The following is an 18,915-nucleotide window of genomic DNA, read 5'->3' as shown; positions in this document are numbered from 1 at the left end:
GCGGGCGCTCGACCGCGCGCAGAGAATCTGCAGGAGCAAGGAGTTTTTTGGTGGGCGAACGAGTCGGCGAGCTCTCTGCGTTTCCCTCGAACGGGCGGCGCATCATCTTCTACCTCTACTACGATCCGCAGGGCATCGTGGACGACTACGTCCCCTACAAACTCGAGCGGCTCCGCCCCTTCGCGGACCACATCTTCATCGTCGTGAACGGCCACCTCACAGATGAAGGTCGTGCCAGGTTGGAGTCTGTGTCGGACACTCTCTGGCAGCGGGAGAACGTCGGGTTCGATGTCTGGGGGTACAAGGAAGCGCTGGCACACTTCGGTGAGGACAAGCTCGCGGAGTACGACGAACTCATTCTGATGAACTACACCTGGTTCGGGCCCGTCAACCCGTTCGAGCCCGTGTTCCGCAAAATGGATGCCCTCGCCCTCGACTTCTGGGGCATGACGATGCACGACAAGCAGGTTCCCAATCCCTTCACCCGGAAAGGCGTTCTGCACAGTCACATCCAGTCGCATTGGATCGCGGTCCGAAAGAGCATGTTCCTCAGTGAGGCGTGGCGATCATACTGGCGCGATATGCCACCGATCGTCTCTTACGTCGATTCGATTTTGAGTCACGAGTCGAAGTTCACGCATTACTTCCGTACCCGTGGTTTCGACTATGAAGTGGCTTTTCCCCTCACCAACTATTCGACCTGGCACCCCGCCTTCTACGACGCGGAGGCCTTGCTGGACGATGGTTGTCCGGTCCTCAAACGCAGACCGTTCTTCCACGACCCGCTGCTGCTGGATCGTCACTCCATCGTGGCGAAGCGCTTTGCGGAGAAGGCATCGGCGCTCGGCTATCCGGTGCAGATGATCTGGCGGAACATCTCCCGCAATTCTCAGCCCAAGGCATTCAATACCAATGCTGCGATGATGGAAGTCATGCCCGACGTCGTGGCGGACTACGACGAGGACAACCCCCTCAAGATCGCCGTCGTCGCTCACATCTACTACGTCGACCTCACTGCGGAGATGCTCGACTACACCGCGACCATTCCGAGTGACTACGACTTATTCGTCACCACCACCGATGAGACGCGAGCCAACGAGATCCGCAAGATCATGGACGAGCATGAGGATCCGAATCGGCGAACGGTCGAGATCAGGGTCCTTCCGTCCAATCGGGGTCGGGATATGGGTGCCTTCTTCGTCGGTTGCGCCGATGTGATCAGCGACGACTCTTATGACGTCATCTTCAAGATCCACTCGAAGAGGACTGAGCAGGAGGGCAAGAACGCGGGCGACCTCTTCCGTCGGCACCAGTTGATGAACCTTCTGAACTCCCGCGGCTACACCTCCAATCTCCTCGGGCTGTTCCAGCGCGAGGAGGGTCTGGGGATGGTATATGCGCCGACGATCCACATCGGGTATCCGACCCTGGGGCGAGGCTGGTTCGGAAACAAGGACGCGGCGAAGGAACTCGCGGACGAACTCGGCATCCACGTTCCCTTCGACGAGCCCTCTCCGCTCGCACCCTACGGATGCATGTTCGCCTTCCGGCCTGAGGCGCTGCGTTTGCTCACTCAGGTCGATTGGCAGTATGCGGATTTCCCGTCGCCGAAGGCGCACAAGGACGGAAGCGTAGCCCACATTCAAGAACGACTCTTCAGCTACGCAGTCGCTGAGCTGGGGTTCTACACCAAGACCGTGGCGACGACGCGGTACGCGGCGATCAGCCACACCTCTCTGGAGTACAAGCTGGACCGGATCAGCGCCAATATCCAGGGGTATGCCATCGATCAGGTCCACGTCCTCGACGCGTCAGGTGACTTCCTTGGGGGTGGCCCGTTCGGCTACGCCCTCGCATACGCGCGTCTTCACTACCCTCGTTGGTACCCGCTGATCGAGAACGTCTATCGCCCGTTGCGCGGCGTCTACCGCCGCACCCGGTACGCGATCGATCCTCGCTACCGTCGATGGCGCAAGTCGCTGAAGGGCTCCCCTGTCGATGAGGCCATCGACGAGATGGACCTTCTGTGACCACCCTTGCCGAAGCCTTCAACCCACGAAGGAATTCAATCGGGTTCCTCCGGTGGCTGATGGCCTTCATGGTGATCTTCTCGCATGCGGGGCCCATCGCGGGCTTCTACGGCGGTGCTGACCTCGGCACGCAGTGGAGCGACGAGCAATCACTGGGTGGCGTTGCCGTCTGCGGTTTCTTCTTCCTCTCGGGCTTCCTCATCACTCGCAGCAAGATGGGGTCCACGAGCACGCTCAGATTCTTCTGGCACCGGTTCTTGAGGATCTACCCCGGGTTCTTCTTGATTCTGATCGCGACCGCGTTCGTCTTCGCGCCCATCGCGTGGATCCGCGAGAACGGCAGCTGGGACGGCTTCTGGAACGCTACGAGTGAGTCGCCCTTCACGTACTTCTCGAACAACTTCACTCTTCTGCTCGGACAACTCAACATCGCAGGCATGGGGACCACCACACCGCTTTACGTGGATCACGGGATCCTCGACTGGAACGGTTCGGCGTGGACACTCGCTTTCGAGTTCGCCGCATACATCCTCGTTGCGCTGCTGGGTGTTTTCGGCGCGCTTGCCAACCGGATCGTAGGGGGTATCGTCGCCGGCGGCATCCTGCTGCTCTCCGCGATGCAGTGGCTCTCGATCGGGAACCTCCCGGGGTTGAGCTTCGTCTTCGCCGACTTCCGACTTCTCCTGCTGCTGGCTCCCTTCGCCTGGGGGATGCTGTTCTGCCTATTCCGCGACAAGGTCCCGATCGACGACAGGATCGCGGTTGCCTGTCTTATCGTTGCAGTGGTCACCTACGCTCGCGGGGGGTGGCTCGTGGTCGGGCAGTTCGCCTTCTGCTACGTCTTGATCTGGTTCGCGATCCGCGTGACCCGGCTCTCCGGCTGGGACCGCCACGCCGATCTGTCCTACGGGATCTATATCGCGGGATGGCCCTTGATGTGGCTCGCGACCTATTTCCAAATCGAGGAGTGGGGCTGGGTCGCCTACCACGTCATCGTCGTCGTCGCCTGTCACGTCTATGCCTACCTCAGCTGGCATCTGGTGGAAAAGCCCGCCATGACCCTGAAGCGCTGGACGCCGCGGTGGGGGGAGTGGGTGCTGCAGCGGACCAGTTCATTCCGGTCGTGGTGGGGTGATCGATCGCGTACGCGCCTCGTCCTGACGAGATCGGAGATGGCGCGGTGACCGATCAACCAGACGTCCAGAGCCATGGCCCCGGCGCGCCTGCACCGCGTAGATGGTGGCGGCGCGCGTCGTATGCGCCGCTGACGGTCCTCGGCGTCGCTTCCGTAGCGGCGCTCATCGCGGGTGCGTCGGTCTCGGCCCGCCTCGACCAGCACCCCGTACCTGTCCCGGCGGAGCAGTCCGACTCAACCGACGAAGTCTGCCGACCTGCAATGGAGCCGGCCACGCAGGAACCCTGGCTTGAGGGTGACGGCAGTGCGGAGCGGGTGTGGCAGGAGAACGCCGCTGAAGTCGCACAGCCGTATCTTGTCGGACCCAACGGATGGATCTTCTGGAGCGACTACATCGAGCAATACGCGTCGCAGGCTGTGGGGCGGGACACATTGAGCGAGTCGGAGTTGAATCGCTGGGTCGATTACTACAGCTCGATACGCGACGGCCTGGCCGCGGAGGGCGTCGATTTCCAGATCATCGTCACGCCGTCGACTTCGAGCATCTATCCCGAGCAACTACCCACCTGGATGCAGGAATTGCGCGGCTCCACTATTCTCGATCAGTTCATGGCGGTCGAGGGGGACCTCCCCGTCATCGATCTGCGTGCGAGCTTGATCGCCGAAAAGACGTCGGATGTCAATCTGTTCAGCTGGAGCAACAGCCACTGGACCGATTTCGGCGGCTACGTGGGGTGGAAACAGATCGCGCGCTGCGTGAACGCGATGAACCCGGAGGATCCCGCGATGCGTGTACCGGCGATCTCCGGGTATGAGGTGGTGGGGGACTTCAACGAGTGGGCGAGCTTTGGCGTGTCGAGTCCGGGCGCGGACTGGGCTGTCCCGAGGTTCTCCGAGCCGATGCAGGATGTGACGTTCACAGATAAGGACGGGATCACCAAGACAGTGCCCGGGGACTCCGTGATGGATGCCAGCTGGCTTCCGCTCCAAACGACCGTCGCCGAGCCGTGGACGGGGAAGAGTGCCCTGATCATCCGCGATTCGATGGGGGGCGCGATCTCGCCTTATTGGGGCCAGGCCTACTCTCCAACGTGGCAGGTTGGGCACGACTACACGGATTTCTCAGCGTGGCCGAACTATCGGGATCTCGTTGCGCAGCACTCTCCTGATGTCGTCGTTCTGCAACTCGCCGAACGACATCTCATCAATACACCGCCTGCGGGGGCCGCGTACTAGCCTGAAACGCGTGACGGCGGCTTCAGGACATTCCTCGTGCGATACGTCCGGCTGCTGATAACGGCAATGCTGGTGGTCATACTCACCGGCTGTGTGCCCGAACCTTCATCGACCCCTTCGACGTCCTCGACACGAAGCTCCGCTGGCGCTGATCGTCCGGCGCCGACGGACAATGAGACCGCGTCGACAGCGCAACCGGGGGGTTCCACCGCCCCACCGGCGTCGCAGCCTCCGCCAGAGGCGCAGCCTTCCGGGCCGGAAGCTCCGTCGAGCTTGGCCGGAGTAAGCATCATCACCGCGGAGCTTGAGGAATCGGGTCTTGAGGTAAGCGGGATCGTCGTCGGGCGGACGGACCCCACCGGAGTCTGCACCGTCACGGCTTCGGCGGGAGGGACCGTTCGCGCGACGCAGGCTTCCGCGACTCCGAATGGCGAGAACTCGTATTGTCCTGTTCTCCGCATCCCTCGCGACGCCCTGACTTCCGGCGACTGGACGGTCGTCCTCTCTTACGAGGACGCCACAGGCGCGACCGGGGAATCATCTCCGATGACGGTGAGCGTCCCGTGATGCGTCAGTCACTCCGTCGCCGCAGGGCAGCGCTCACGGTCCTCGCAGTGATGTTGGCGATTCTCGTCCCGATCACGGGACCAGGGCAGTCAGCGTCGGCTGCGTCGGCGGCCGACTGGGACGCCGGTTACATCATCGATGACACGGTGTTCTACGACTCGAATGCGATGACTGCGGCCGACATCCAGTCTTTTCTGGAGAGCCGCGTCGCATCGTGTGCATCCGGCTTCACCTGCCTGAAGTCCTACGGACAGTCGACGGCATCGATAGCAGCGGATCGTTACTGCGACGGCTACTCCGGATCTTCCTATCAGACGGCGGCTCAGATCATAGACTCGGCTGCTCGCAGCTGTGGGATCAGCCAACGAGTGCTCCTGGTTCTCCTGGAGAAAGAACAGAGCCTCGTGACGTCCCGCGCCCCGTCGAAGAACGCCTATGCCGCGGCAACGGGTCAGGGGTGTCCCGATACCGCCCCCTGCGACGCCTCTGTGTCGGGCTTCTTCTACCAGGTCTACTACGCAGCGCGCCAGTTCGAGATCTATCGCTTGAATCCTGACTCGTTCGGCTACCGGGCGGGACGAACGAACAACATCCTGTACAGTCCGACCCTGTCCTGCGGAACCAAGAGTGTGTACATCGCCAATCAGGCGACGGCGTCCCTCTACATCTACACGCCCTACACGCCGAATCAGGCTGCACTCAACAACCTCTACGGCACGGGTGACGCCTGCTCGAGCTACGGGAATCGCAACTTCTGGCGGCTTTTCACCGACTGGTTCGGAGACCCGCGCCGCTATACGGTCCTCGATGGTTTCGCGTCGTACTACAACGCAAACGGCGGGGCGTCGGGCCGCATCGGAGCGCCCGTGTCCTACGCGGTGTTCGTGGAACAGAACGGTCAGGGCTGGTATCAGCGCTTCTCCGGCGGCACGCTCTACGGCAGTTACCAGGGAGGAACCGTCTTCATACCGCGCGGTCCTCTGCTCGATGGTTACAACAGAGAGGGCGGGCCGTATCAGGCAGTCGGGTGGCCCAATGGGGAGCAGGAGTGCCGCAGCGGCAACCGATGCGCACAATCCTTCGTGGGGGCGTGGATGACCTCCACGCCCACATACGGCGGTCATGCGCTCTGGGGCGGGATCAAGGACCATTGGTTACAGAGCGGTGGTCTGGCCGGCGGGCTCGGCGTTGCGGTCAACACCATGGTCTACTCGACCCCCGCTGCGGGGGTGGCGTGGGTGCAGAACTTCGAAGCGGGCATATTGGTGCAGAGCGCCGCAGGCTTCGTTCTCGTGCCGTACTCCCCGATACAGCAGGTGTGGACAGCGGGTGGGAGTGGGCAGGGCCAGCTCGGCTGGCCTACGACGGCTTACGCCTGCGAGGCTGCGGGCTGCTTTCAGCGTTTCACCGGCGGTGCTGTGACCGACCACCCCGTTTATCGCGCGCACCCGATCGTCGGACCGTTCGCAAACGAATGGCTGTCTCGCGGCGCCATGTCGGGCCTGGGCGCCGCGCTGAACACGCAGTCCTCGAGCTCGGTTTCCGGTGGTGGGTCGAGACAGAACTTCGCCAGCGGCGTGCTCGTGGAAAGCCCCGCCGGGCGATTCCTTGTGCCGTACGGAGGTATCGAACGACTCTGGACCGGAGCGGGAGCACAGGCGGGTGGCGACGGCTGGCCCACAGGGGCGCAGGCGTGCACCGCCGCCGGCTGCACCCAGACCTTCCAAAGAAGCGTCTTGTCGTCCTCATCGTGGGGGAGCTTTGCCACTTTCGGATCCCTGGCCTCCGCGTGGAGGTCGTTGGGTGGTATGGCAGGCCCAGGGCCCGCGGTCAACTCGATCCGATTCGGGTCGGCGAGCGGTGGTGGCTGGAGTCAGCACTACACCACTGGCATCCTCACGCAGCGGGTCGGCTCTGATCCCGTCTTCAGCGCGTACGGCCCCATCATCGATATGTGGTACCGGTACGGCGCGGAATCGACATGGCTCGGCTGGCCCACTGCCCCCGCCACTTGTGATGCTTCAGGGTGCACCCAGCAATTTCAGAACGGAGTCGCTCGGTCCAACGGCGGTGGCGTGTCATTCAGCCGTTCGTAGCGAATTCGACGTCTGCGGCCACTGTCCCGACACTTCGCTCGCTTCCATCGATGTGAATCATCGCCGCCTGCCACGAGATGTCGGAATCGGAGCGCCCGAGGTCGGTTGCGCGGGCGTTGACGTAATACTCGCCGACGCCCAGATGTAGGGAGCGGATCGAGAAATCGACATCCCTCGAATCGCCGGCTTCCAGGGGCGTCAGATCCTGCTGGAGTCGGTCACTGCTCGTGCCCAGAACGAATTGGCCGTTGGGAGTATCTATGCCGAATCCGACCGTCCAGTCGTCCACGCGCTCCGTCGCGGTCACCCGTATGCGGAGCGTCAATTGCGCGCCCTGCGTGAAGTGATCGGTCGATCCTCCGTCGCGCCCGATCGCGCTCACGGAGGAGACGCGCAGAACACGGGACGCCTCGGCGTTCTCTTCCTCCTCCTCGGATTCTTCCTCTGCAATCGCTGCGCTCGCGCCGACCCTGCCATGTTCCAGGATGTCGCGCAACGCGGAGAGACCGCCTTGCGCGTTCCCGTGGAAGGCAACCTTGCCGCGATCGAGAACGTACGTCTCATCGCATAGCTCGGCGATCTGAGAGGACGCGTGGCTCACGATGATGATCGTCCGGCCTTCGCGCTGGAAAGTGCGGATCTTGTCCATGCATTTGCGCTGAAAGGCCTCATCGCCCACCGCCAGGACCTCGTCGACGAGGAGGATGTCCGGGTCGGTATGCACGGCGACCGCGAAAGCGAGACGCATGTACATTCCCGAGGAGTAGAACTTCACCTCCGTCTCGATGAACTCGCCGATACCGGAGAACGCGACGATCTCGTTGAAGCGCGCCTCCGTCTCCTGACGGCTCAGCCCCAGTAAGGACGCATTGAGGTAAACATTCTCGCGACCGCTGAGTTCGGGATGAAAGCCAGCCCCCAGCTCGAGCAAGGCCGCCACTCTGCCGCGGACGAGGACCTCGCCGGTGTCCGGGCTGAGAATCCCGCCGATCAACTTCAGCAACGTGCTCTTGCCCGACCCGTTGGCGCCGAGGAGACCGACGGTCGTCCCGGCCTGAATCGACAACGAAAGGTCGTCCGTAGCTGTGTGGACCTTGCGGTGACGTCGAGCCTTGAAGTAGCTCAAGACACGATCCTTGATCGTGTTGTCGGTGCGTACGACGAAGGACTTGGACACGTGTTCGATCCGCACGACTTCGGGTTGCGCCATGGTGGAGGTCATCACAGCTCCTGAGCGAGGCTGCCCTGCATGCGCTGGAACAGCAGGTGGGCGAAGCCGAGAAGAACGAGCCCCACCAGGGCGGCGATCAGCATGCGCAAAGCGAGGTCGGGCGGGTAATCGCTCGGTGTCCCCCCCGACCATATCGCCCGGTGGAATCCGAGGACGGCGAGGGTCAACGGGTTGTTCGTGTAAACCTCCAGAGCCCACTCGGGCAACCGGAAACGCGCGATGACGTCGGCGACCATCTGCCAGGAATAGACGATGGGAGACGCCCACATCAAGAGGGTGAGCATGATCTCGGTGATGTACTGCACGTCGCGCAGATACACATTCAGCGCGGAAAGAAGGAGCCCGAGCGTCAGGGAGTAGATCAGCATCAGTACGATCGCCGGGATGAGGTACAGGAGCCCAAACGGGTCAGGCCATTGCTGGAATACCACGACCGATCCGATGAGGACGATCATCTGCATGCCGAAGAGGAAGATGGCGCCCCCCACGCTCGCGAGCGGGAAGATCTCGCGCGGAAGATAGATCTTCTTTACCAAGCCCCCGTTGTTCACGATCGAGCCGGCAGCAGCTCCGACAGACTCCGAGAAAAGCATGTAGATCGTCAAGCCCGAGAAGATGTAGATGCCGAAGTTCGGCACCCCTCTCGCGGCTCCGAGCACCTGACCGAGGATCAGGTAGTACGTGAGCAGCATGACGAGTGGCCGAATAAGCGTCCAAAGGAAACCGAGCGCGCTCCCGCGGTAGCGAACCTGGAGGTCTCGTTTCGTCAGCAGAACGAGCAATTCGCGGTGCTGGGCGATCTCCCTGAGGCGGTGCTTGGGTGATCTGGAGGTCCCACCCACTGGTCGCATCGGGAGTTCGGCCAGTCGGGCGTAGCGGGCCTCAGCTGTCATCTGACGGGCTCCGCCAGGCAAGGGTCATGGACACAACAAGAATATACTTGACCCCATCATGGGGTCTTCTCAGCAAGCGGTCAGCGTCGTCGTCACAGGAGCAGCGGGATACATAGGACGACACGTCGTCTCTGCTCTCCTCGACCGCGGGCACGCGGTGGTCGCCGTCGTCCGGCCGGGCCGATCCGGGGAGGTCGATCCTCGCGCGCGCATCGTCGAAGCCGACATCCTCGCCCCGGACTTCGATCCGGTGACAGTCTTCGAGGAGGTTCCCGATGTCTTCATCCACCTCGCTTGGCAAGACGGTTTCTCACACAACGCACCCTCGCACATGCTGGCGTTGTCGTCGCATTACCGTCTCATCACGGCAATGGCCGACCTCGGAGTCCAAAGGATCAGTGTGCTGGGGACCATGCACGAGATCGGATACTGGGAGGGGGCTATAGATGCGGACACGCCGCCCAGTCCGCGCTCACTGTACGGGATCGCGAAAAATGCGCTTCGGCAGGCGGTGTTGCTCAGCCTGCCGGGGCAGGCCGAGGTGGCGTGGCTTCGCTGCTATTACATCTACGGCGATGACCGCCGCAACAACTCGATCTTCACCCGGCTGCTCGAGGCGGTCGACCGGGGACAGGACACGTTGCCGTTCACGTCGGGACTCAACAAGTACGACTTCATCGAGGTGCACGCGCTCGCGGAACAGATCGCTGTCGCTTCACTCACGTCCGGCGTCTCCGGGATCGTGAACTGCTCCTCGGGCAACCCCGTCTCCCTCGGCGATCAGGTGGAAGCCTTCATCCAGGAGAACCGCCTTCCGATCTCCCTTGAGTACGGTGCGTTCCCGGATCGTCCTTACGACTCGCCAGCGGTCTGGGGGGATGCCACGCGGATCCGGCAGATCATGACCGACGCCGGCGGCATCTCCGGTCGGTGATTGGCCGCGGGCAGTGGGCCCTGAATGCCCTTGAGTAGGATGGGCCGGTGGCACTCGAATACGGAAAGCCCCTGCAAGCGCACACCACCCCGATACCCGGACTTCTCCTGATCGACATCCCGGTCCACGGCGACAACCGTGGCTGGTTCAAAGAGAACTGGCAGCGCGAGAAGATGATGGCCATCGGCCTTCCCGACTTCGGGCCGGTTCAGAACAACATCTCCTTCAACGACGCCGTGGGAACCACAAGGGGAATCCACGCCGAGCCCTGGGACAAGTTCATCTCGATCGCGTACGGATCGGTTTTCGGAGCGTGGGTTGATCTTCGTGCCGGCGACGACTTCGGTTCGGTGTTCACCGCCGAATTGGACCCCTCGACGGCGATCTTCGTACCTCGAGGCGTGGGTAACTCTTATCAGACCCTCGAACCCAACACCGCCTACACGTATCTGGTCAACGACCACTGGAGCCCGCATTCGCAGGGCGAATACACCTTCCTGAATCTCGCCGACGAGGATGCCGCCATCGCGTGGCCGATCCCGCTGAGCGAAGCGGAGCTGTCAGAGAAGGATCGCCTGCATCCGCGGCTTCGCGAGATCTCGAAATGACGCGGACGGTGCCGGCGTCGACCGGCACGAATGCGGAACACGTGTCGTCTCGAATCGATCTGTTCGTCCTATCGCTCCTCGTGCTCGTCGGAACCGTTGTCACCTGGTTCAGGGTGCCGGATGACCATCGGGACCGAGTGTGGGCCGAGGACTCGAACATCTTCCTCGGCGAGGCTCTCGATCAGGGGCCGCTGGCGGTTCTCTTCAATGGTTACGCGGGGTACCAGCATTTCGTTCCGCGACTTGTGATCGCCGGTCTCTTCCCGTTCCTGGACCTTGAGGCCTATCCGGTCGTCATTTTCGCGGTGTGCTCGGTGCTCACGGGGTTGACTGCTGGAGCTGTGTATTGGCTTTCCCGTGACCTCGTGCCGTGGCAGCCCGGACGTGTGGCGCTGGGGCTGATCACAGTGGTCATACCGCTCGCAACGCAAGAAACGATCGGCAACCTGGCGGATCTTCACACCTACGCCATGTGGCTGACCCCTTGGCTGCTGCTCTATCGACCGCGGAGCTGGTGGTCGAGCGCGGGGTGGGCCGCTGTAACCTTCGCGGTGGTGATGACCGAGATCCAATCGGTCTTCTTCATCTTCCTGATCTTCTTCCGTCTGAGAAGGGATGAACGCCGGTCCTGGCCGATCATCGGCGCATTCGTGGTCGCCTCCGCCCTGCAACTGCTGACGGCCATCACCGTTGACCGCGGAACGGGCAATGGGCCGCTGAGCATCCCATCGACCGTGATCGGTTGGATGATCAACTCGGTCATGCCGCTCGTCACCGCCGACCCGGACACCATTCGAGCCTGGGTTCTCGACTACGGACTGCTGGTCGCGCTGGTGATCCTCCTCCCCATCACCGCCGCCGCCGCTGTGGCGCTCATCTGGGGAAACGGTGACCAGCGGCTCCTCACCGTGGCGTTGCTCCTGGGGTCAGCCGCGATCTACACCGGGAGTGCCTGGGCGAACAGCGATGTGTGGTTCATGTACGCGGAGGAGGGGCTGGACAGTATCGCCAACCTCGTCGTCAACATCAGGTACGGCGTCGCATCGGGAATGATGCTCGTCGCGGTAGTTCCGATCGCCGCGGCTGTCGTCCTGCGTCGATATCCGCGGAACGCGGTCGTTCGGATTCTGGCGTGGCTATCCACCGTCGCTTTGTTGCTCATCCTCGCCAACGGGAGCCTGTATACGATCTCCCTCCGTGACTGGGTCGATCGCTGGTCGCCCGCTGTCCGGGAGGCCGTCGTCGTTTGCGGCAACTCCAGCGCGCCGGAAGCGGTGACTCTGCCGGTCGCGCCGGATCGCTCGATCGACATCCTGTGCGAGGACATCTTGGCCCACACGTCCGGCTGATCGGGACTCCCCGCGCCGGTCAGTGTCGGAAGATTCGCTCGAATCCCCACTGCGTGACTCTGACCATGGCCTCTTTGACGATCGCGCCGCTCATCTTGGATTCACCGGCTTCGCGTTCTCGAAACTCGATGGGCACTTCGACGAGTCCGTATCCCGCGCCGATGACGCGGCGTGTGAGATCGATCTGGAAGCAGTACCCGCGTGATTCGACGGACTCAGCGAGGATCTGCTCGAGGACGTCGGAGCGGTAGACGCGGTACCCAGCTGTCACATCCCGGATGGGAAGACCCAGCATGGTACGTGCGTACCAGCTGCCTCCACGGCTGATGATTTGCCGCGTCCACGGCCAGTTGACGACAGAGCCGCCGCGTACCCATCGTGACCCGATCGACCCGCCGACCCTACCTGTCGTGTCCGTTGTTACCGCGGAGATGAGGGCGGGAAGCCGCTCTGGCGGGTGTGATCCGTCGGCATCGAGCTCGATGAGGAGGCTGTAGCCCTGCGAAATGCCGTAGGAGAACCCCGCCAAATATGCGGCACCCAGACCGTTCTTCTCGGTGCGATGGAGCACGTGAACGCGATGGTCCTCCGAGCTCAGGCGATCAGCGATCCGACCCGTCCCATCGGGGCTGCCATCGTCGACGACAAGTACGCGAACCGAGGGTGCCGCTGCGAGGACACGGGAGACGATCGACTCGATGTTCTCGCTTTCGTTGTATGTCGGGATGATGACCAAGGCGAGCGGATCAATGCGTTCTTCAGACACGAAAACCTCTGGGCTGATCGATGGAAGGACGTCGCTCAGTCGAGCACGTCAGAGTACTCGGAGCCAGCTTCGTCCGCCGCCCGCAGTCTACGATGCATCACGAAAGCGGCGAGTGCGGCAACTCCCGCGGTGAGCAGATCGCCCGCCGTGAACATCGCCCGCGAAACCAGCGCGACCGCTGATGCCTCTGCAACGGTGAGGACGCTCCCCGTGATCGCGATGATGACAGCCTCTCTCACCCCTGCGCCCGAAGGGAGGATGAACGCGAACAGGCTCGCCGTGAACCCGAGCCCAAGTGCTGCGGCGAGGAGGATGATCTCGCTGAATGGCAGCTCCTCGGGCATAAGGAGCCAGAGGTGGAGGCCGTACAACACATAGGAGCCGACCGACCACCCCAACGCTCCGACCGTGGTGGTCATCCGGACGCGCTTCTCCAGCGGGGGTCGGCGGAACAACCGCAACACGAGGTTTGCGAGGAATGTCATCACGGCAGGGTGCAGGCAGGCCAAGCCCACGGGGAGAAGCAGGAAGAGCCAGAGCAGCTGGGGGTAACCCTCGGAGAGGTGCGGGAGAACGACCGCTCCCAGAATCAGGGACGCCACCACGCCCACGCCGGCCGCGTAAAGCGATGCGACGAGGACCCGGGCCCGGGCCACGCCATACTGTCGCCCCAGTTCCATCTGCAGCACATACGCCCACGCCGAACCTGGGACGTACTTACCGAGCTGACCGACCAGCATGATCTGAGCACTTCGAATGAACGGGACACGGTGACCCAACCCGTGCAGAAGGGTCACCCAGGCGATCACGTTGAGGACCATCCCGAAGAGCAGAATCAGGAACGAGGCGGCCAGTGCCCACGGGTTCATCTGCCCGATGATGGGTGCGACATCATTCCAGATCGTGGCGAAGTACCAGATCGCGAATCCGATGACGGCGACCACCAGAACCCACCGCAGGATTTTCAGTCCCCGAGAGATGAGCGCGCGTCGCCGGCCGACCTCGGGCGTCACCTCTGATGCCGGCTCCGACCGGCTCTCGTCAGCACTTTCCGGCTGAGGAGGCGTCACGTAATCACTGCCTCTTCGTCGCGTAGAACGCTTCGACGCCGACTTTGGAGGGACCCCACCAATCCTCATTTTGCCGATACCAGTCGATGGTGGCGGCAAGACCGGCCTCGAAGTTGTCGTACTGCGGCCGCCAACCCAATTCGGACCGCAGCTTCGTCGAGTCGATCGCATAGCGAAGGTCGTGACCCGCACGGTCGGTCACATGGTCGTAGGCGTCCGCATCCTGGCCCATCAGAGTGAGGATGAGCTCGACGACATTCTGGTTGCTGCGTTCGCCATCGGCTCCGATCAGGTACGTCTCGCCGATGCGTCCCTGCTCGAGGATCGTCAGTACGGCTGAGGAATGATCATCGGCGTGGATCCAGTCGCGGACGTTCTCCCCTTTGCCGTAGAGCTTCGGCCGGGTGCCACGGAGCACATTGGTGATCTGACGCGGAATGAACTTCTCGACATGCTGGAAGGGACCGTAATTGTTGGAGCAATTGGAGATCGTCGCCTGCACGCCGAATGATCGAACCCAGGCCCGCACAAGCAGGTCGCTGCCGGCCTTGGTGGAGGAGTAGGGGCTCGACGGGTTGTAGGGCGTGGACTCGGTGAAGCGCGCGGGGTCGTCCAATTCCAGGTCGCCGTAGACCTCGTCGGTCGAGATGTGGTGGAACCTGCGATCGTGACGGCGAGCTGCTTCGAGGAGCGTGTACGTGCCGATGATGTTGGTGTCGAGGAACGGACGCGGGTCGTGGAGCGAGTTGTCGTTGTGCGACTCAGCTGCGTAGTGGACGACGGCATCGACCTGCGCGAACAGGCCGTCGACGAGGTCGGCGTCGGCGATGTCGCCCTCCACCAGGTTCACCCTGTCCGACGGCAAGTGCGCGAGCGAGGCCTTGTTACCGGCGTAGGTGAGCTTGTCAAGGACAGTAACGTGATCGTCGGTGTGGGCCACCACGTGGTGGACGAAATTCGAGCCGATGAATCCGGCGCCGCCGGTCACCAAGAGTTTGCGCGTCATCAGCGTCCTCTTTCCAGAACATCGAGGAGGTACCGGCCGTAGCCGGACTTCAGCATTGTCGCGGCTCGCTGCCGCAGCTGTTCGTCCGTCAGGAGCGACTGCCGCCAACCGACTTCCTCCGGAACGCCGATGCGCACCCCGGTCCGACGCTCCATGGTGCGCACGTAGTCCGCCGCGTCCGTCATCTGATCGAAGGTCCCCGTGTCCAACCACGCAGTGCCGCGAGGAAGCACCTCGACCTGCAACTGTCCGCGACGCAGATACTCGCGATTCACGTCTGTGATCTCGAGCTCACCTCGGGGACTCGGACTCAGGGATCTCGCGATGTCTACGACGTCGTTGTCATAGAAGTACAGTCCGGGGATCGCGTAATTGCTCTTCGGTTCCGTTGGCTTCTCCTCGAGAGACACCGCGCGTCCACTGGAATCGAACTCGACCACACCATAGGCCTCGGGCTCGGCAACCCAGTAGGCGAACACGGCGCCACCGGAAATGCTGGAGAACCGCTTCAGCCGGGTGCCAAGTCCGGGTCCGTAGAGCAGGTTGTCACCGAGCACGAGGGCGACGGTGTCGTCGCCGATGAAGTCGGCCCCGATCACGAAGGCCTGGGCGAGACCGTCGGGCGACGGCTGCTGAGCGAACGAGATGGAGATGCCGAACTGCGAACCATCGCCGAGGAGTCGTTCGAAGGCGTCAGCGTCATGCGGTGTGGTGATGACCAGGACCTCGGTGATCCCCGCGAGCATGAGCGTGGACAGGGGGTAGTACACCATGGGCTTGTCGTACACCGGGATGAGCTGTTTCGACACGCCGAGGGTGATCGGGTGCAGCCGTGTGCCTGAACCGCCCGCCAGAATTATGCCTTTCACGATCGACCATCCTGCCAGAGGAAGCCTGAAGAACCCTCCAGCCCCCGCGGTCGGTGCCTGTCCCGCGGTGTTACTGTCTGCAAATGCCCACCCGCGCCGGCAACGAACCCTTTCACCGCGAGTCCGAACACGCCGACGTTCAGCACACGCTGCAGCGCTGCTGGGCTTCCGACGATCCCCGCCGTTCAGCCCTCTATTTCCGCGGTGGAGCGCCCGAATCACGGGATTGCGTCAGATTGGAACCCGGCGAAACCGTGTCGTTCGCCACCTACTTCGGGGCGTTTCCCGCGGGCTACTGGTCCTACCACGACCACATTCGGAGAGTGCGTGCGAGCCTCGACCTCGACTGCCACGCGGTGGTCGACGTGATGGCGACGGACCAGGGTGGTCGAGTAACCCGCGTAGCGCGGCGGACCGCGGAGCCGGGCGCTTTCGGCTTGGATGTCGCGTGCAATCCCGCCATGGGGTGGATGTGGCTGGAGGTGACGGCCGCAGACGAGGCTGTCAGGGTTTCGAATGTCCGCTGGGAAACCCCCGATCCTCCTCGTGCGCAGACCACTGCGACCGTCGCCATCACCACTTTCGACCGACACGATGACTGTACGCGGCTGCTCGAGAGGCTGGCTGCCCCGGAACTCACCAGCCGCGTTGCGCGGGTGATCGTTGTCGATCAAGGAAGGGTGCCGCTGGGGACCTCACCTGACTACGATCGCGCGGCGGATGCACTGGGCGATCGGCTGACGGTGATCGCACAGCTGAACATGGGGGGCTCAGGGGGGTTCAGTCGGGGGATGGTGGAAGCGCTCGGGCTCAACGATTCTCATGTGCTTCTGCTCGACGACGACGTCGATTTGGAGCCAGAGTCCGTCCTCCGTCTGATGAGGTTCGCCGATCACGGCCCAGCCGAGATGATCATCGGCGCCCAGATGCTGCATCTGACCGAACCCACCGTTCTTCACTCCGCGGGCGAGAAGATTTCCCGAGGGGTGTTCTGGTGGCACCCGGCGGATTCATCCCTTTCGCGGCTGGACCTGGCGCGCGCCACGATCGAGAACACCCCCGAGCTGAGTCGGCGTCTAAAAGTCGACTTCAACGGATGGTGGATGTGCCTGGTCCCGGTCTCGATCATCAGGAGAGTGGGAGCGGCCCTCCCGTTCTTCATCAAGTGGGATGACGCGGAGTTCGGGTTGCGGGCGACGGAAGCGGCTGTCCGAACGGTGTCGCTCCCCGGTGCTGCGCTCTGGCACGTGCCCTGGACGGCAAAGGACGACGGGCTGGATTGGCAGGCCTACTTCCAACTGCGAAATCGACTTGTCACCGCGCTTATTCACGGCGAAAAGACCGGAAGTCGGGTGCTATGGCAATCTCTTTTGCAGGACGTCAATCATCTGCTGTGCGCCCAATACGGGTCCGTCCGCCTGAGAAACCAGGCGATCGACGACATCCTCAGCGGCCCGGATCACCTCGACCGAACGCTCCGCGCAGGTCCCGCCAGGCCCGCGCGCATCTTGGCCGCGGTCGGTCAGGTGGTCATCTCAGAATCCGAGCTTCCAGAGGTCCCGCGCCGGGTACCGCGTCGCCCAGTGGGCGTGCGCACGCGGGTGGTCCGTGCACTCCGCGTCGCCGTCCACCAAGTGAGTCGTCCGAAGGCGGCGCAGCCCGGGGTGCGCCTGGCGCGCGAGCATGGGAAGTGGTGGGTATTGGGTCTCCTCGATGGCGCGATCGTGGACGCGGCGGGGGGGAGCGGCGCGTTCGTCACCCGCCGGAGTCGAGCCGAACTCTTGGGTCGCCTCCGCGACGCGATCCTGCTCCGGGCACGGGCGTGGGTGCGGTGGTCGCACATCTCCCGTGAATACCGGGCCGCGGCGCCGACGCTGGCATCACCCGAGTCGTGGCGACGACGCTTCTCGGGCAACGGGGTCCCACTTCCGTAGACTGAAGAGGAACCCCGAGAGCACCCGAAAGGCTCGAACACGCATGGATCTCCTCGTCGTCGGCTCCGGCTTCTTCGGTCTCACGGTGGCCGAACGTGCAGCCGCGGCTGGACGCAAAGTCACCGTCATCGAGCGCCGGCCGCATATCGGCGGCAACGCCTACAGCGAGTGGGAGGCCGAGACGGGGATCGAGGTACACCGGTACGGAGCACACCTGTTCCACACGTCGAACGCGACTGTATGGGCGTACGTCAATCGATTCACTTCGTTCACGCCATATGTCCACAGGGTCTTCACGACGCATCGGGGTGTCGTATACCCCCTCCCGATCAACCTCGGGACCATCAACCAGTTCTTCCGAGCCGCATTCTCGCCAGCACAGGCGCGTGACCTCGTTCGCAGGCAAGCTTCGGAGTTCGATCCGAAGAACGCACGCAACCTCGAAGAACGTGCGATCGGGCTCATCGGACGTCCGCTCTACGAGGCTTTCATCAGGGATTACACCGCGAAGCAGTGGCAGACCGATCCGCGGGACCTTCCCGCCGAAGTCATAAGCCGTCTCCCCGTGCGCTTCACCTATGACACCCGCTACTTCAACGACGTCTGGGAGGGCCTCCCGGTCGACGGGTACACAGCGTGGCTCGAACGCCTCGCAGACCACCCCAACATCGAGGTGAGGCTCGCGACAGACTTCTTCGACGAGTCGCATCCGTTCAGCAAGGGAGCCACCGTCGGGAGGCTGCCGATCGTCTACACCGGACCTGTGGATCGCTATTTCGGCTACCAGGCGGGTGCGCTCTCCTGGCGCACGTTGGACTTCGAACAGGAAGTCGTTGAGGTGGATGACTTCCAGGGGACGCCGGTGATGAACTACGCCGACGCCGAGATTCCATTCACGCGGATCCACGAGTTCAAACACTTCCACCCGGAGCGGTCGGCGAGTTATCCGCCGGACCGGACCGTGATCATGCGGGAGTACTCCCGGTTCGCAACAGGTGATGACGAGCCGTACTACCCGGTCAACACACCTGAAGACCGCGCGCGGCTCCTCGCCTATCGCGACCTCGCGTCCAATGAGAAGGATGTGCGCTTCGGTGGGAGGCTGGGCACATATCAATACCTAGATATGCACATGGCCATCGGCGCCGCCCTCTCGATGTGGAATAACCAGCTCGCGTGAGGGACGCCAGT

Annotated in this window: 14 protein-coding genes and 1 pseudogene; 9 read left to right on the top strand and 6 right to left on the bottom strand. The window is 62.9% G+C overall.

The window, feature by feature from the left end; genetic code table 11:
• The first annotated feature begins 50 nt into the window (after window positions 1-50).
• The 4 genes from T9R20_RS12360 to T9R20_RS12345 all read left to right on the top strand — a co-directional run bounded on the left by T9R20_RS12360 (window position 51) and on the right by T9R20_RS12345 (window position 7,064).
• Window positions 51-2,030, top strand: a complete 1,980-nt coding sequence (locus T9R20_RS12360) for a rhamnan synthesis F family protein (RefSeq protein ID WP_322409607.1) — start codon at window positions 51-53, stop codon at window positions 2,028-2,030.
• The gene (locus tag T9R20_RS12355) at window positions 2,027-3,214 is read left to right on the top strand and encodes an acyltransferase (protein ID WP_322409606.1); all 1,188 of its coding nucleotides are present in this window, start codon (window positions 2,027-2,029) and stop codon (window positions 3,212-3,214) included. Before T9R20_RS12360 ends, T9R20_RS12355 begins: the two co-directional genes overlap by 4 nt.
• Window positions 3,211-4,401: an alginate O-acetyltransferase AlgX-related protein gene (locus tag T9R20_RS12350; RefSeq protein ID WP_322409605.1), complete on the top strand. Its 1,191-nt coding sequence runs from the start codon at window positions 3,211-3,213 to the stop codon at window positions 4,399-4,401. Before T9R20_RS12355 ends, T9R20_RS12350 begins: the two co-directional genes overlap by 4 nt.
• A gap of 566 nt (window positions 4,402-4,967) precedes the next feature.
• Entirely contained in the window at window positions 4,968-7,064 is a 2,097-nt protein-coding gene (locus tag T9R20_RS12345) for a hypothetical protein (protein ID WP_322409604.1), read from the top strand.
• Here T9R20_RS12345 and T9R20_RS12340 read toward each other — a convergent pair.
• Window positions 7,051-8,286, bottom strand: coding sequence for an ABC transporter ATP-binding protein (locus T9R20_RS12340; RefSeq protein WP_322409603.1), 1,236 nt, complete (start codon window positions 8,284-8,286; stop codon window positions 7,051-7,053). The genes T9R20_RS12345 and T9R20_RS12340 overlap by 14 nt on opposite strands.
• Window positions 8,286-9,146, bottom strand: a complete 861-nt coding sequence (locus T9R20_RS12335; protein ID WP_322412173.1) for an ABC transporter permease — start codon at window positions 9,144-9,146, stop codon at window positions 8,286-8,288. Before T9R20_RS12335 ends, T9R20_RS12340 begins: the two co-directional genes overlap by 1 nt.
• Before the next feature lie 100 nt (window positions 9,147-9,246).
• Here T9R20_RS12335 and T9R20_RS12330 point away from each other — a divergent pair, with 100 nt between their 5' ends.
• The 3 genes and pseudogenes from T9R20_RS12330 to T9R20_RS12320 all read left to right on the top strand — a co-directional run bounded on the left by T9R20_RS12330 (window position 9,247) and on the right by T9R20_RS12320 (window position 12,079).
• Window positions 9,247-10,122 carry an NAD(P)-dependent oxidoreductase gene (locus T9R20_RS12330; RefSeq protein ID WP_322409602.1) on the top strand — a complete coding sequence of 292 codons (876 nt, stop codon included), beginning with the start codon at window positions 9,247-9,249 and terminating at the stop codon, window positions 10,120-10,122.
• Between the two features lie 47 nt (window positions 10,123-10,169).
• Window positions 10,170-10,721 (top strand): annotated as a pseudogene (locus tag T9R20_RS12325) (dTDP-4-dehydrorhamnose 3,5-epimerase family protein); the annotation flags it as partial.
• Between the two features lie 5 nt (window positions 10,722-10,726).
• Entirely contained in the window at window positions 10,727-12,079 is a 1,353-nt protein-coding gene (locus T9R20_RS12320; protein WP_322409601.1) for a hypothetical protein, read from the top strand.
• A 19-nt stretch (window positions 12,080-12,098) separates the two neighbouring features.
• Here the strand turns inward: T9R20_RS12320 and T9R20_RS12315 are convergent, their stop codons facing one another.
• The 4 genes from T9R20_RS12315 to rfbA all read right to left on the bottom strand — a co-directional run bounded on the left by T9R20_RS12315 (window position 12,099) and on the right by rfbA (window position 15,790).
• A complete protein-coding gene (locus T9R20_RS12315; protein WP_322409600.1) occupies window positions 12,099-12,845 on the bottom strand; it encodes a polyprenol monophosphomannose synthase in 747 nt (248 codons plus the stop codon).
• 35 nt (window positions 12,846-12,880) lie between these two features.
• A complete protein-coding gene (locus T9R20_RS12310; RefSeq protein ID WP_322409599.1) occupies window positions 12,881-13,858 on the bottom strand; it encodes a YbhN family protein in 978 nt (325 codons plus the stop codon).
• A gap of 61 nt (window positions 13,859-13,919) precedes the next feature.
• Window positions 13,920-14,921, bottom strand: a complete 1,002-nt coding sequence (rfbB, locus tag T9R20_RS12305; RefSeq protein ID WP_322409598.1) for a dTDP-glucose 4,6-dehydratase — start codon at window positions 14,919-14,921, stop codon at window positions 13,920-13,922.
• A complete protein-coding gene (gene rfbA, locus T9R20_RS12300; RefSeq protein ID WP_322409597.1) occupies window positions 14,921-15,790 on the bottom strand; it encodes a glucose-1-phosphate thymidylyltransferase RfbA in 870 nt (289 codons plus the stop codon). The genes rfbB and rfbA overlap by 1 nt, the downstream gene beginning before the upstream one ends.
• A gap of 83 nt (window positions 15,791-15,873) precedes the next feature.
• On the opposite strand from rfbA, the gene T9R20_RS12295 reads away from it, so the two are divergent.
• Both T9R20_RS12295 and glf read left to right on the top strand, forming a co-directional pair.
• Window positions 15,874-17,724 (top strand): glycosyltransferase, encoded by a 1,851-nt coding sequence (locus tag T9R20_RS12295; protein WP_322409596.1) that lies wholly within the window; start codon window positions 15,874-15,876, stop codon window positions 17,722-17,724.
• Complete coding sequence (gene glf / locus T9R20_RS12290; protein WP_416182909.1) at window positions 17,639-18,904, top strand: UDP-galactopyranose mutase; 1,266 nt, start codon at window positions 17,639-17,641, stop codon at window positions 18,902-18,904. Before T9R20_RS12295 ends, glf begins: the two co-directional genes overlap by 86 nt.
• Window positions 18,905-18,915 lie beyond the last annotated feature (11 nt).

The organism is Microbacterium invictum, from assembly GCF_034421375.1.
Classification (GTDB): domain Bacteria; phylum Actinomycetota; class Actinomycetes; order Actinomycetales; family Microbacteriaceae; genus Microbacterium; species Microbacterium invictum_A.
The sequence above is the reverse complement of the archived record's forward strand: the minus strand, read 5'-3'. Positions and strand labels throughout refer to the sequence as shown.